General features: G+C 66.2%; 12 protein-coding genes and 1 tRNA gene. 10 read left to right on the top strand and 3 right to left on the bottom strand.

The features are described from left to right. Nucleotides 1–79: 79 nt before the first annotated feature. Nucleotides 80–1,246 carry a mandelate racemase/muconate lactonizing enzyme family protein gene (locus tag DFLDMN_RS11400; RefSeq protein ID WP_423195072.1) on the bottom strand — a complete coding sequence of 389 codons (1,167 nt, stop codon included), beginning with the start codon at nt 1,244–1,246 and terminating at the stop codon, nt 80–82. Nucleotides 1,247–1,387: 141 nt separating this feature from the next. On the opposite strand from DFLDMN_RS11400, the gene DFLDMN_RS11395 reads away from it, so the two are divergent. From DFLDMN_RS11395 to DFLDMN_RS11360, 8 genes are all read left to right on the top strand, one after another. Then, nucleotides 1,388–2,284 (top strand): LysR family transcriptional regulator, encoded by an 897-nt coding sequence (locus DFLDMN_RS11395; protein WP_423195071.1) that lies wholly within the window; start codon nt 1,388–1,390, stop codon nt 2,282–2,284. A gap of 158 nt (nt 2,285–2,442) precedes the next feature. Continuing rightward, complete coding sequence (locus tag DFLDMN_RS11390) at nt 2,443–4,797, top strand: catalase (RefSeq protein ID WP_423195070.1); 2,355 nt, start codon at nt 2,443–2,445, stop codon at nt 4,795–4,797. Between the two features lie 265 nt (nt 4,798–5,062). Then, nucleotides 5,063–5,659 carry a GTP cyclohydrolase II gene (ribA, locus tag DFLDMN_RS11385; RefSeq protein WP_423195069.1) on the top strand — a complete coding sequence of 199 codons (597 nt, stop codon included), beginning with the start codon at nt 5,063–5,065 and terminating at the stop codon, nt 5,657–5,659. 182 nt (nt 5,660–5,841) lie between these two features. Continuing rightward, nucleotides 5,842–6,297, top strand: coding sequence for a PA2169 family four-helix-bundle protein (locus DFLDMN_RS11380; RefSeq protein ID WP_423195068.1), 456 nt, complete (start codon nt 5,842–5,844; stop codon nt 6,295–6,297). 223 nt (nt 6,298–6,520) lie between these two features. Then, nucleotides 6,521–7,006 (top strand): bacterioferritin, encoded by a 486-nt coding sequence (bfr, locus tag DFLDMN_RS11375; protein ID WP_423195067.1) that lies wholly within the window; start codon nt 6,521–6,523, stop codon nt 7,004–7,006. Nucleotides 7,007–7,086: 80 nt separating this feature from the next. Further along, a tRNA-Cys gene (locus DFLDMN_RS11370) sits at nt 7,087–7,161 on the top strand. A 552-nt stretch (nt 7,162–7,713) separates the two neighbouring features. Continuing rightward, the gene (locus DFLDMN_RS11365; protein WP_423195066.1) at nt 7,714–8,157 is read left to right on the top strand and encodes a GNAT family N-acetyltransferase; all 444 of its coding nucleotides are present in this window, start codon (nt 7,714–7,716) and stop codon (nt 8,155–8,157) included. Between the two features lie 228 nt (nt 8,158–8,385). After that, nucleotides 8,386–9,387: a quinone oxidoreductase family protein gene (locus DFLDMN_RS11360; RefSeq protein ID WP_423195065.1), complete on the top strand. Its 1,002-nt coding sequence runs from the start codon at nt 8,386–8,388 to the stop codon at nt 9,385–9,387. Between the two features lie 12 nt (nt 9,388–9,399). Here the strand turns inward: DFLDMN_RS11360 and dmeF are convergent, their stop codons facing one another. Both dmeF and DFLDMN_RS11350 read right to left on the bottom strand, forming a co-directional pair. Next, nucleotides 9,400–10,413: a CDF family Co(II)/Ni(II) efflux transporter DmeF gene (gene dmeF / locus DFLDMN_RS11355; protein ID WP_423195064.1), complete on the bottom strand. Its 1,014-nt coding sequence runs from the start codon at nt 10,411–10,413 to the stop codon at nt 9,400–9,402. A gap of 40 nt (nt 10,414–10,453) precedes the next feature. Continuing rightward, nucleotides 10,454–11,371, bottom strand: a complete 918-nt coding sequence (locus tag DFLDMN_RS11350; RefSeq protein WP_423195063.1) for a LysR family transcriptional regulator — start codon at nt 11,369–11,371, stop codon at nt 10,454–10,456. Between the two features lie 151 nt (nt 11,372–11,522). Between DFLDMN_RS11350 and leuC the strand changes: the two genes are divergently transcribed. Together leuC and leuD are read left to right on the top strand one after the other, a co-directional pair. Next, the gene (gene leuC / locus DFLDMN_RS11345; RefSeq protein WP_423195062.1) at nt 11,523–12,932 is read left to right on the top strand and encodes a 3-isopropylmalate dehydratase large subunit; all 1,410 of its coding nucleotides are present in this window, start codon (nt 11,523–11,525) and stop codon (nt 12,930–12,932) included. Next, nucleotides 12,925–13,602, top strand: coding sequence for a 3-isopropylmalate dehydratase small subunit (gene leuD, locus DFLDMN_RS11340; protein ID WP_423195061.1), 678 nt, complete (start codon nt 12,925–12,927; stop codon nt 13,600–13,602). The genes leuC and leuD overlap by 8 nt, the downstream gene beginning before the upstream one ends. Nucleotides 13,603–13,606: the final 4 nt, after the last annotated feature.

The raw sequence follows: 13,606 nt of genomic DNA, 5'->3' as shown, positions 1-13,606 counted from the left end.
AGCGGTACTACGTTGGTACGACGCTACTGCTGGCTTGCGACAAGCGTGTTTCAGCCCCGCAAGCGTGTGCCAGCCCCCCTTACGACGACAGGGCCTGCATCACGCTGTACAGGTCGGACTTGCCCTCGAAGCCGATACCGGGCAGGTCGGGCATGGTCACGTAGCTGTTCTCGACCTTGACGCCATCGGGGAAGCCGCCATAGGGCTGGAACAGGTCCGGATAGCTCTCGTTGCCGCCGAGGCCGAGGCCCGCCGCAATGTTGAGCGACATCTGATGGCCGCCATGCGGAATGCAGCGGCTGGCAGACCAGCCGTGCTGCTTGAGCATGTCCAGCGTGCGCAGGTATTCCACCAGGCCGTAGCTGAGCGCGCAGTCGAACTGCAGCCAGTCGCGGTCGGGGCGCATGCCGCCATAGCGGATGAGGTTACGCGCATCCTGCATCGAGAACAGGTTCTCGCCGGTCGCCATCGGCTTTTCGTAGTAATTGCGCAACGTGGCTTGCAGCTCGAAGTCGAGCGGGTCGCCAGCTTCCTCGTACCAGAACAGGTCGTATTGCGAGAGCGCCTTGGCGTACTGGATCGCGGTGTCGAGGTCGAAGCGGCCGTTCGCGTCCACGCACAGCCGTTGACCGTCCTGCAGGATGCTGAGGATCGAGTCGATGCGGCGCAGGTCCTCGTCGAGCGACGCGCCGCCGATCTTCTTCTTGACCACGGTGTAGCCGCGATCGAGATAGCTGCGCATCTCGTCCTTGAGCTTGCTGTGATCCTGGCCCGGATAGTAGTAACCGCCCGCGGCATAGACGAACACCTTGCGGTTGGGCTTGCCGTCGCCGTAGCGGTCCGCCAGCAGCTGGAACAACGGCTTGCCTTCGATCTTGGCCACCGCGTCCCATACGGCCATGTCGATGGTGCCGATGGCCACCGAGCGCTCGCCATGGCCGCCCGGCTTCTCGTTCTTGAACATCGTGTCCCAGACCTTGTGCGGATCGAGGTTGTGGCCCGTCGCATCGACCAGCGACTCGGGGTCGGCTTCCATGATGCGGGGGATAAAGCGTTCGCGCATCAGCATGCCCTGGCCATAGCGGCCATTCGAATTGAAGCCGTAGCCCACCACCGGCTTGCCGTCGCGGATCACGTCGGTGATCACCGCGACCAGACTCAGCGTCATCTTGCTGAAGTCGATATAGGCGTTGCGGATGGGCGAGCTGATGGGCAGCGTCTTTTCGCGAATTTCAACGATTCTCATCGGAATGTGTCTCCAGGGGCACCCTGAAAAGAAATGGACTGAGGGTGCGAGCCGCTAGCATAGGTGCCGCCAACAGGCCTAGAATTCACCGCCAGTCATATGATTATTTACTTTGGGTGAATAACCGAAGGGACCGTGCGCATGAAAGCGGATCTCGCATCCGAACTCGAATTCTTCGTCCAGGTGGCCCGGCGCGGCAGCCTGTCCGCCGCGGCGCGCGAGCTCGACCTGACGCCGCCGGCGGCCACCAAGCGGCTGGCGCAGATGGAAGCGCGCCTGGGCGTGCGGCTGGTCAACCGCACCACGCGCAGCGTGAGCTTGACCGACGAAGGCGAGACCTATCTCGCCTATGCCACGCGCATCCTGGCCGAGTTGCACGAGATGGAAGATGCGGTGTCGAGCCGCGGCACCGCGCCGCGCGGCTTGTTGCGCGTGAACGCCACGCTCGGGTTCGGCCGCACGACCATCGCGCCGCTGGTATCGGAGTTTGCGCGGCGCTATCCGGAAGTCGCGGTGCAGCTGCAGGTGACCGATCGCCCGATCGACCTGGTCGAGAGCGGCTTCGACCTCGCCATTCGTTTTGGCACGTTGCCGGACAGCCGGCTCAATGCACGCCGCATCATGTCGAACCGGCGCTTCCTGTGCGCGTCGCCGGCGTACCTGGAGCGGCATGGCACGCCGCAGGCGCTGTCCGACCTGGCGCGGCATCGCTGCATCATCCATCGCCAGAACGACGATGCCTATGGCATCTGGCGCTTCCTGCACCAGGACCACAGCGAAGCGGTCAAGGTGGACGGGAGTCTGTCGAGCAACGACGGCGATATCGTGCTCGGGTGGGCGCTCGATGGCCACGGCATCCTGATCCGCTCGGAGTGGGATCTGGCCAAGTACCTCGAGAGCGGACGGCTGCGGGTGGTGCTGCCGGAATTTAGCCTGCCGTCGGCCGACCTGTTCGTGTACTACCCCAACCGGCGCAACCAGAGCGCGCGCGCACGCGCCTTTATCGACTTTCTGGTGGAGGCGTTCGCCAGGGAGTGAAGCGCGACCGACGCGTGGCCGCAGGAATTACATGGCGATGTAAAAAGCAGTACGAAGCCGTGCGGCGTCCGCCGCGAAAACCTGCGTCGGCCCGCCCGCGGCGGGATGGCATACAAACTGCGGTAGCCCATGGCTCGACCACTCCACGGAAATGCGCCATGACCAAGAAAAATGCCCCCTCCGACGGCGTCACCCCATCCAATGGCAATGGCAGCCAGAACAGCAGCCAGCACGTGAAGGCCGCCAAAGGTGCCAGGGGCACGAAGGACGCCACCGCCACCCAGGCCATGCAGGCGGCCACGCCGGCGGGCGGCACGCGCAAGCCGCCCGGGCCGCGTGGCGATACCACGCCGCCCAAGCCGCAAGGCGCCGGCAACAACGACGATGGCAGCTACGAGCGCGCCGTGGCCGACCGGCTGGCCGAGCGGCCACGGCGGCTGGGCTCGGAAACCGTCGGCAACCTCGTCTCGAACCAGGGCCGTACGCTGACCACCAATCAGGGCCTGCAGATTCCGCAGGACGACGACTCGCTCAAGATGGGACTGCGTGGCCCCACGCTGCTGGAAGACTTCCATCTGCGCGAGAAGATCACCCACTTCGACCACGAGCGCATTCCGGAGCGCGTGGTGCACGCGCGCGGCGCCGCGGCGCATGGCTATTTCGAGCTCACCGAATCGCTCGCCGATGTGACCACCGCCGACCTGTTCACGCGCGTGGGCGACAAGACACCGGTGTTCGTGCGCTTTTCCACCGTGGCCGGATCGCGCGGCTCGGCGGACCTTGCGCGCGACGTGCGCGGCTTTGCCACCAAGTTCTATACGCGCCAGGGCAACTTCGACCTCGTCGGCAACAATATCCCGGTGTTCTTTATCCAGGACGGCATCAAGTTTCCGGACTTCGTGCACTCGGTGAAGCCCGAGCCGCACAACGAGATTCCGCAGGCGGCTTCGGCGCACGACACGTTCTGGGACTTCGTCTCGCTGCAGCCGGAGTCCATGCATATGGTGTTGTGGACCATGTCCGGCCGCGCCATTCCGCGCAGCTTCCGCACCATGGAAGGGTTTGGCGTCCACACCTTCCGCCTGGTGGACGCAAGTGGCAACGGCACGCTGGTCAAGTATCACTGGAAACCGGTGGGGGGCGCGCATTCGCTGATCTGGGATGAAGCGCTCAAGATCAACGGCAAGGACCCCGACTTCCACCGGCGCGACCTGTGGGACTCGATCGAGGCGGGCCTGTATCCCGAGTACGAACTCGGTGTGCAGCTCGTGCCCGAGACCGATGCGCTCAAGTTCGGCTTCGACCTGCTCGATCCCACCAAGATCATTCCCGAGGAACTGGTGCCGGTACGGCGGATCGGCCGGATGGTGCTGAACCGCAATCCGGACAACTTCTTCGCCGAGACCGAGCAGGTGGCCTTTCACCCTGGCCATATCGTGCCGGGCATGGACTTCACCAACGATCCGTTGCTGCATGCGCGTCTGTTCTCGTACACCGACACGCAGATCACGCGTCTGGGCGGTCCCAACTTCCACGAGTTGCCGATCAACCGGCCGCTCTGCCCGGTGCACAACAACCAGCGCGACGGCTTTATGCGCCAGACCGTGGTGCAGGGGCGCGAGAGCTACCAGCCGAACTCGGTCAGCGGGGGCTGTCCGTTCCTTGCCGGCGACGCGGACGCGTACCGCCATTTTGCGCAGCCGGCCGAGGATGGCGCGGTCAAGGTGCGCATGCGCAGCCATACCTTTGCCGATCATTTCTCGCAGGCCAACCTGTTCTGGCGCAGCCAGTCGGAGGTCGAGCAGGGCCAGATCGTGGACGCCTACGTGTTCGAACTGTCGAAGGTGTTCGACCCGGCCATCCGCGCACGCGTGATCGGGCAGATCCACCATATCGCCGCGGAACTGGCCGAGCGCGTGGCAGCCAAGCTTGGCATGCCGGTGGAGCCGGTCGGGCCCGAGGTGCAAATCAACGACTACGGCATCGAGCGCTCGCCGGCGCTGAGCCTCGATGCGCAGCCGAAGGGCGATATCAGGGGCCGGCAGATCGCGGTCCTCGTCAACGACGGTGTGCGCGACGAGGTCATCGACTCGCTGCGCGCGGCCACGCAGGAGTCCGGCGCGATCCTCAAGATCATCGGCCCGCGCGCCAGCGCCGTGACCTCGGCGCAAGGCCGGTCGATCGCGGTGGACCACGCGTTGTACTCGGTCGGCTCGGTGCTGTTCGACGCAGTCTATGTACCCGATGGCGACAATCCGCCCACCGAGCCGGACGCGGCGGCGCTGCTGTTTATCGGCGAAAGCTACAAGCACTACAAGGCGGTGGGTGCGGGCGGCAGCGGCGCCATGCTGGTGGCGGCGGCCGCGCGCGCGGTCGGGCTGACCAACGGCTTTGAAGGCCCGGGCGTGCTGGTAGCGGACGACGACCAGCCTGGCCAGCATGCGGCCTTCCTGGAGGCGGTGGGCCAGCATCGCTGGTGGTCGCGGCCCGATGCGCTGAAGATTCCGGTCTGAGCGTCTCCGCCGTCTTCGCGCAGCCCGGCGCGGGGTGATGCGGTGGGCGCATGCCTTGCGCCTACCCCCGCCTTTCTCCGCGCTTTCTTCGCGCTTTCTTCGCGCTTTCTTCGCGCCGCCGGCGCCGCGCGCACGCGGTGCCTGCCGTCGCGCGCTTGCCCCTGTGCGCCGCCCGGCCCTCGGCACTTTCAAGCGGGTCCGGTCGTGGTGCGGTATCCTTGCCGCCATGCGCTGCCATATGGCGGCCATTGCACCGCACAGAATCATGAACGACACAGAAAGCGAGCTGATCGGCTCCGCTCGCCTGCCGACGCGTTACGGTGAATTCACCGCGCACGCGTTCAAGGGCGCGCACACGGGCACGGAGCACCTGGCCCTGACTATCGGCGATATCTCCGGCGAGAACGTGCTCACGCGCCTCCATTCCGAATGCCTGACCGGCGACGTGTTCGGCTCCTGCCGCTGCGACTGCGGCGAGCAGCTGGACCTTGCCATGCAGAAGATTGCCGAGGAAGGCCGCGGCATCCTGCTGTACCTGCGCGGTCACGAAGGGCGCGGCATCGGTCTTTCCAACAAGATCCGGGCGTATGCGCTGCAGGATGGCGGCCTCGATACGGTGGATGCCAACCTGGCGCTGGGCCAGGCCATCGACGCGCGCACCTATGCGTTTGCGGCGGATTTGCTGCGACAGTGGGGCGTCAAGTCGATCCGGCTGATGAGCAACAACCCGGTCAAGCAGCGCGCGCTCGAAGAAGCCGGCATCGTGGTGGCCGAGCAGATGCGTCACATTGTGCCGTCCAACGCTGAAAACGAGAAATACCTCGCGACCAAGCGGTCTCGCATGGGTCACCTGCTGGACTGATCCGCCACCGCGAGCGGCATGTAGGCATTGACCGACAACCGGTTGCGGAGCCGCCCGACGGTATGGGCGCGCCCACTCTCCTATCTTGAAAACAAGGACGCGCCGTGCAGCCCACGGCGTGGATCGTGTTCCATGCGACCCGCACCACGCGTGCGCGGCGCCCAGAGAGAAAGGAGAGAGCAATGGCTGACAACAACGTATCCGTGCTGAATGACCTGATCGAAGTCTCGCGCGACGGCGAGGAGGGCTTCCGCAAGGCTGCGGAGGACGCCCGCAATCCCGAACTGAAGACGCTGTTCTCGAGCCGCGCGGCCGAAATCGGCGCCGCCGTGCGCGAACTCCAGACGCAAGTCGAGGCCCTTGGCGGCAAGCCGGCCGATCATGGCAGCATGGCCGGTGCGCTGCATCGCGGCTGGGTGAGCCTGCGTAGCGCCGTGTCCGATCGCACGGACCTCGCCATCCTCGAAGAAACCGAGAAGGGCGAGGACGTGGCCAAGAAAAAGTATGGCGACGCGCTGCAGGAAGCCGATCTCAGCTTCGATATCCGCGCGCTGATCGAACGCCAGTACCAGGGCGTGCTGCGCAACCACGATCTGATTCGCGACCTGCGTAATCGCTATCGTGCAAGCGGCGGCTGATTGGACTGAACCGATAATGCTGGATGGCGCTCTGCGGAGCGCCATTCGCATTTGGTGCCCGCATCGCGGGTCATAGTGTGCGGTAAATCGACGGAACGTGAATCGCAATCATGCGCGTTTGCTTCTGGCGTCGCCGTGAGCAGCCTGCCAGGCCGCTGCCGGCTTGATCTTCCGGTAATCGTGATTACCATGCAAAGGATCGCGACGCGCTCAGGATGCCATCATGAAAGGCGACAAGAAAGTTATCCAGTTGTTGAATGGCCAGCTCAGGCACGAGCTGACTGCGATCAACCAGTATTTTCTCCATGCGCGCATGTACCGGCATTGGGGCCTCGGCGAACTCGGCAAGCACGAGTATGAGGAATCGATCGAGGAGATGAAGCATGCCGATCGGCTGATCGAGCGGATTCTGATGCTCGATGGGCTGCCCAACCTGCAGGACCTCGACAAGTTGCTGCTCGGAGAGAACACCGAGGAAATGCTCGGCTGCGACCTCAAGCTCGAACTCGTCTCGCAGACAAGCCTCAAGGAGGCCATCAAATACTGCGAGTCGGTATCTGACTATGTGTCGCGCGATATCCTGTGCGACATCCTCGACGATACCGAGGACCATATCGACTGGCTGCAGACGCAGCTCGAACTGGTGCGCAAGGTTGGCCTGCAGAACTACCTGCAGTCCGCGATGGGCGGCCCGGATTCGGGTGACTGACGCGGGCTTCTGCACGATTCTCCATCTTCGGCTACACTGCGGCCCGCAACAAACGTTCTTCCACGAAGAATGTCATCCAGGGCGGGGTGGCAGAGTGGTTATGCGACGGCCTGCAAAGCCGTTTACGACGGTTCGATTCCGTATCCCCGCCTCCAGTCCTTCCAGTCTCTCCAGTCCCTCCGATCGGTCCGGGCCCTTCGCTGCTTAGCTGATCCTTGCGCGTCTCTCTGCGGGCCTGGGGCATCGCGTCGGGTGTTCCCGCGTTCCCCGTCGTTTCCCGTACGTCCTTGCGCGGTACCTTTGCGCTGTGCCTTTGCGACATGCCGTTGCAATCGTGCTTGCCGGCATGGCGCGCGGCTGGCGCGGTTCATGCTCGCAGTCAGCGCCAGACCCCGGCGCCGGGGCGCCAATGGTGCGGTTTATACCGAGGTGTGATCCGCCCTCACCGTTGAACGCCACGCACCACTGGCAAGCCGCGGCCGATTGCGCTACTGTGAGGCCGCGCGCTTCGTGTTGGCCAGCATCGCTCCGCTCACGCGAAGTGCGTCGTCGTACGACATCCTCCCATGTCGTGCGCATGCGGACACCATGCAGGGCTTCCATGGCGAACGTTGTCCATAGCGTTAAGCGTTTTGCAAGCGTCTACAACAGGCAACGTTGGCGGCGTAAAAGCGACCCATAGCGTTTAAGCGAGACAGAGGCTCCCGATGATCAAAGACATGCAGCTCCGTGCGGCCCAACCCGCGGACATTCCTGCCATCGAGGCCGTTCTGGAGCGGTGCGGCCTGCCGTGTGGCGAGGTTTCCCGGCTCATGGAGCAATTCCATGTCGCGGTGCTGGAAGGCCAGCTGGTCGGCTGCGCCTGTGCGGAACGCTTCGGCGAGACCGCCATCATCCGCTCGGTGGCGGTCGCGCCGGACTGGCGCGATCTCGGGATTGCGACCCATCTCGTGCGCGCGGCCATGATGCGGGCGCGCGCCAACGGCAGTCGTCGCGCCGTGTTGTTGACGTCCAGTTGTCCGAACTATTTCGCGCGTTATGGTTTCTCGCTGATCCCCGCCTCGCGCCTGCCGCCGGAGGTATTGGAGTCGGAGGAATTTCGGCGCTTGCGCGATACCTCCGCACTGTGCATGTGCGCGAATCTCGATTAGGGGTTGGGGAGCGGGCGACCCATGGTGCCGCCCTGGTGTCGCCAAGGTACAGCCACAGTGCAGTCGGTGCAGTCGCGGTGCCGCCACAGAGCCGCCACAGAGCCGCCACCGTGCCGGCGGTGCGTCCATGGTGCTCGCCAACGCGCCGCGTCGCGATCCGGCACGATTTCCGGATTGGCACAATAATCTGGCCTGATTGCAATCCGACACAGCCATCAGGAGACCAGCATGTCGACGACCGTCCGCGCCGTCCGCCTTCATGAATTCGGCGCCCCGCAGGTGATGCAGCTCGAAGCCGTCACGCTTCCCCCGCCGGGCGCGGGCGAAGTCCGGATTCGCCAGACCGCGATCGGCTTCAACTTCATCGACACTTACCAGCGCAAGGGCGTGTACCCGCTGCCGGCACCGACCGGCCTCGGGCACGAAGCCGCGGGTGTGGTGGAAGCGGTGGGGCCGGGCGTGACCGGCGTGGCGCCGGGCACGCGCGTGGCATACATGAACGCCGGGCTCGGGGCGTACGCGGAAGCGCGCAACGTGGCCGCCGACAGGCTGGTGACCCTGCCCGACAGCATTTCCGACGAACAGGCCGCGGCGGTCATCTTCAAGGGCATGACGGCGCAGTACCTGGTGCGCCATACCCATGCGGTCAAGCCCGGCGACACGATTCTCGTGCATGCGGCGGCCGGCGCGGTGGGGCAGATCCTCAGCAGCTGGGCCAAGGCGCTGGGCGCGTTCGTGATCGGCACCGCGGGATCGGCCGCCAAGTGCGAACTGGCCAGGCGCATGGGCTGCGACGTCGCCATCGACTACACCCAGGATGACTGGGTGGAACAGGTGAGGGCGGCCACGGACGGCCGCGGCGTGCGCGTGGTCTATGACGCGGTCGGCAAGAGCACCTTTCTCGGCTCGCTCGACTGCGCGCAGCCGTTCGGGCTGGTGGTGCTCTATGGCGCGGCGTCGGGACCGGCGCCGGCCATCGAACCCGAATTGCTCAACAAGAAGGGCTGCCTGTTCCTGACGCGGCCCTCGGTGTTTCCGCACAACGCGGACCCGGCCCGTTTCCGCGCCAATGCGAAGGATCTGTTCGACGCCATCGCGGCGGGGCACGTCAAGGTGGAGATCGGCGCGCGCTTCCCGCTGGCGGATGTTGCACGCGCGCATGAGGCGGCCGAGCGGCGCGAGACCACCGGCGCCATCCTGTTGATGCCTGGATTGCCCGGATTGTCCTGACGCCCCGGTCCGTCAGGCGCAGCGGCTGATCTCGACGCTCACGTGCACGAGTTCCTCGTGCACGGACAGCGCCTGGCGAACGCGCTGCGGTGTCAGCGTGGCGTCATGCGTAACCAGGCTCGCGATGCAGGCAAACTGCTCGCGGCCCACGCGCCAGACATGCAGGTCGGTCACGCGCGTGCCGTCTTCGCCCGCGTCGAAGGTCGCCAGTACCTCGCGCACCTCGCTCACCACGGGGTGGTCCATTTCGCGGTCGAGCAGCACGGTGCCGCTCTGGCGCATCAGGCCGATCGCCCAGCGACCGACCAGCAGCGCGCCGACCATCCCCATGGCCGGGTCCAGCCACTGCCAGCCGAGCCACCAGCCGCCGCCGAGCGCGACCAGCGCCAGCACCGAGGTGGCCGCGTCGGCCAGCACGTGCACATAGGCGGAGCGCAGGTTGATATCGTGGTGACGATGGCCGTGGCCTTTGTGGCCATCGTGCCCGTGCTGGTGCGGACGGTCGTGGTGGCCGTGGTGGCCATGATGATGGTGGTGCCCGTGATGATCATGGCCGTGATGATCGTGCCCGTGCGCGCCGCCCAGGATCAGCGCGCAAACCAGGTTGACCACCAGCCCGAGACCGGTGATCACCATCGCCTCGACATAGTGAATGGGTTGCGGGGCCAGCAGGCGCTCGGCCGAGCCGAACACCATCAACGCCGCCACGCCGAGCAGGAAGACCGCGCTGGCAAACGCGGCCAGCACCTCGATCTTCCAGGTGCCAAACGTAAAGCGTGCATCGCCGGCCAGCCGGCGCGCCGCGGCATACGCAAAGGCGGACAGGCCGATCGCGACCGCATGCGAACTCATATGCCAGCCATCGGCCAGCAGCGCCATGGAATTGAACCAGAGGCCGGCCACGATCTCGACCACCATGGTGACGGCCGTGATGATCATCACCAGCCGCGTGCCGCGCTCGGCCTTGCGGTTGCCGCTATCGAAGACGTGGGTGTGGGTCCAGGAGGAAAGGTCGTGGGTATGCATGATGGGTCTGATGCCGTCAGGTACCGGCGGGCGCCGGAAATTACCAGCCATGATAGTCGGCGCCGTCCACGTGTCCGCCGAATCGCCCCGCCAGGAAGTCAACAAACGCCCGCACCCGTGCCGACAGCTTGTCGCGGGTGAGGTAGACCGCATGAATATCGGCCGGCGCCGAGGCCCACTCGGGCAGCACCTGACGCAAGCGTCCCGAGCGCAGCAGCGGGGCGATCTCCCACTCGGAGCGCAGCAGGATGCCATGCCCCTGCAGCGCCCAGCCCACCGCGGTCTCGCCATCGTTGGTGGCGGCGGGTCCGCGCACCTTCACCGTCTCCTGGCGGCCGGCCGCATGCAGGTGCCAGGTGCCGTAGGCGGAGTCGCTCTCGCGGATCACGATGCACGGATGGCGCTGCAGCGCGCGCGGCGAGGACGGTTCACCGTGGCGTGCCAGATAGGCGGGCGACGCACAGAGCAGGCGCCGGTTGGGCGCAAGCCTGCGCGCATTGAGACGGGCATCGGGCAGGTCGCCGACCAGGATGCCGACGTCGTAGCCTTCCTCGGCGAGGTTGAGCGCGCGGTCGGTCAGCTGCAGCTGGACCTCGACCTCGGGATAGGCCGCCAGGAAGTCCGCCACCGCCGGCGCCACATGGCGGCGGCCAAAGCCGAGCGTGGCATTGACGCGCAGCAGCCCGCGCGGTGCCACGCGGCTGCCGCCAAGCCCTTGCTCGAGCTCCTCCAGCTCGGCCAGGATGCGGCTGCCCTGCGCAAGATAGGACTCGCCTTCGGGCGTGACCGAGAGCCGCCGCGTGGTGCGGTTCAGCAGCCGTACGCCAAGGCGCGCCTCCAGCGCCGCCAGCCGCTTGCTGGCCGCCGAGGGCGTAATCCCAAGCTGCTGGGCGGCGCCGGCCAGACTGCCGCGCTTGACCAGCAGGACGAAGAAGGCAAGATCGGAGAAGGCATCCATGGTGCGGTGGGAGACGGGCAGGGCGCAGGCCCGCAAGCGGCCAGGCGCGGCCACTCGTGAATGACACGACCGAATGAAAGTCGGATCGCGAAATTATAGCGGTGGATTCCCTGATTACACTGCGGATCATCCCTGACCCACATCCGTTCCCATGCCTGGCCGTACCCTCTATCGCAAGCTTGTGGACGCGCACACGGTCGTCACGCTCGACGCCGACAACGTGCTGCTCTACGCCGACCTCCACATCATGAACGAGTACACCAGCCCGCAGGCGTTTGCCGGGCTGGACGAACATGGCCGCGGTGTGCCCGCGCCGGGTCAGCAGCTCGCCGTGGTCGATCACATCATCCCGACCCATGCCGAGTCGCCGCGCGTGATCCGCGACCCGGCGTCGGCGCTGCAGGCCCGCAATCTCAAGCGCAACTGCGCTCGCCATGGCATTCCGCTGTTCGATACCGACGATCCGCTGCAAGGCATCGAGCATGTCATCACGCCCGAGCACGGCATGATCCGGCCCGGCATGGTGGTGCTGTGCGGCGACAGCCATACCACCACGTACGGCGCCTTCGGCGCGCTCGGCTTTGGCATCGGCACCTCGGAGGTGGAGCATGTGCTGGCCACCCAGACGCTGGTCTATCGCGTGGCCCGCGACATGCGTATCCGGATCGACGGCACCCTGCCGGCGGGTACCACGTCGAAAGACCTGATCCTGCATGTCATCGCGTGCATCGGCGCGCAAGGCGCGCGCGGCTACGCGGTGGAGTTTGCCGGCAGCGCGATTGGCGCGTTGTCGATGGAGGCGCGCATGACCCTGTGCAACATGACGGTGGAAGCCGGCGCGCGCGGCGCGCTGATCGCGCCCGATGCGACCTCGATCGACTACGTGCTGGCGCGCGCGCCGGACATCGATGCGGGCGCAGCGCGCGCGGTCTGGCGCGACCTGGCCAGCGACGCCGATGCGGCATTCGATGCCGAGTTCGCGTTCGATGCGGCCGAGGTCGCACCCTATGTCACCTGGGGGACCAGCCCGGACCAGGCGATTCCCATCGGTGCGGCCGTTCCCGCGCCGGCCGATGCGGCCGATCCCATCGCGCGGGCCTCGGCGGCACGCGCGCTCGACTATATCGGCATCGAGGCCGGCGCTTCGCTCGCGGGTTTGCCGGTGCAGCGCGTGTTTATCGGCTCGTGCACCAATGGCCGGATCGAGGACCTGCGCGCGGTGGCCGACGTGGTGCGCGGGCGCCGCGTCGCGCCCGGCGTACGCGCAATGGTCGTGCCCGGTTCGGGCGCGGTACGCGCGCAGGCCGAGGCCGAAGGCATCGCGGCGTTGCTTGCCGACGCGGGCTTCGAATGGCGCAAGCCCGGCTGCTCGATGTGCCTGGCCATGAACGACGATGTGCTGACGCCATACGAGCGCTGTGCGTCCACCACCAACCGCAATTTCGAGGGACGCCAGGGACGCGCCGGGCGCACCCATCTGATGAGCCCCGCGATGGCCGCCGCGGCCGCCGTCACCGGCCGCATTACCGACGTCCGCACGCTGGAGATCCACCATGGCTGAGCAAGACCTGCTCCATATCGAAGGCGTGGGCGCGCCGCTGCCGCTGCCCAACCTCGACACCGACCAGATCATGCCGAAGCAGTTCCTGCGCGGCATCGACAAGGCCGGGCTCGACCGGGGACTGCTGTACGACATGCGCTTTGACGACAGCGGCGCGCCGCGCGCGGAGTTCGTGCTGAACCAGCCGGCCTATGCCGGCACGCGCGTGCTGGTGGCCGGCCCCAACTTCGGTTGCGGATCGAGCCGCGAGCATGCCGTGTGGGGCTTGCAGCAATACGGCATCCGCGCGGTGATTGCGCCGAGCTTTGGCGAGATTTTCTACTCCAATGCAATGAACAACCGGCTGCTGCTGGTGATGCTGCCGCAGGCGGAGGTCGATCGACTGATGGCCGCGGTGACCGTCGGCGGCGCGGTGCAGGCTCCCGCGCGCATTGCCATCGATCTCGATACCATGACGGTTCGCGCCGACTTGCCGGGCGATGGCACATTCGAAGCCGGATTCACGCTGTCGGCGCGCCATCTGGACATGTTCCGGCGCGGCCTCGACGTGATCGGGCTCTCGCTGACCCATGCGGACGCGATTGCCGCCTTCGCGCGCCGCCATCATGCCGCCAGTCCATGGCTCCGCGATGTGGCCGCGACGACCATGGCCAGGCTTGCGCAAAAATAGGAGA

The sequence above is a fragment of the Cupriavidus sp. H19C3 genome (assembly GCF_049393815.1).
Classification (GTDB): Bacteria; Pseudomonadota; Gammaproteobacteria; order Burkholderiales; family Burkholderiaceae; genus Cupriavidus.
The sequence above is the reverse complement of the archived record's forward strand: the minus strand, read 5'-3'. Positions and strand labels throughout refer to the sequence as shown.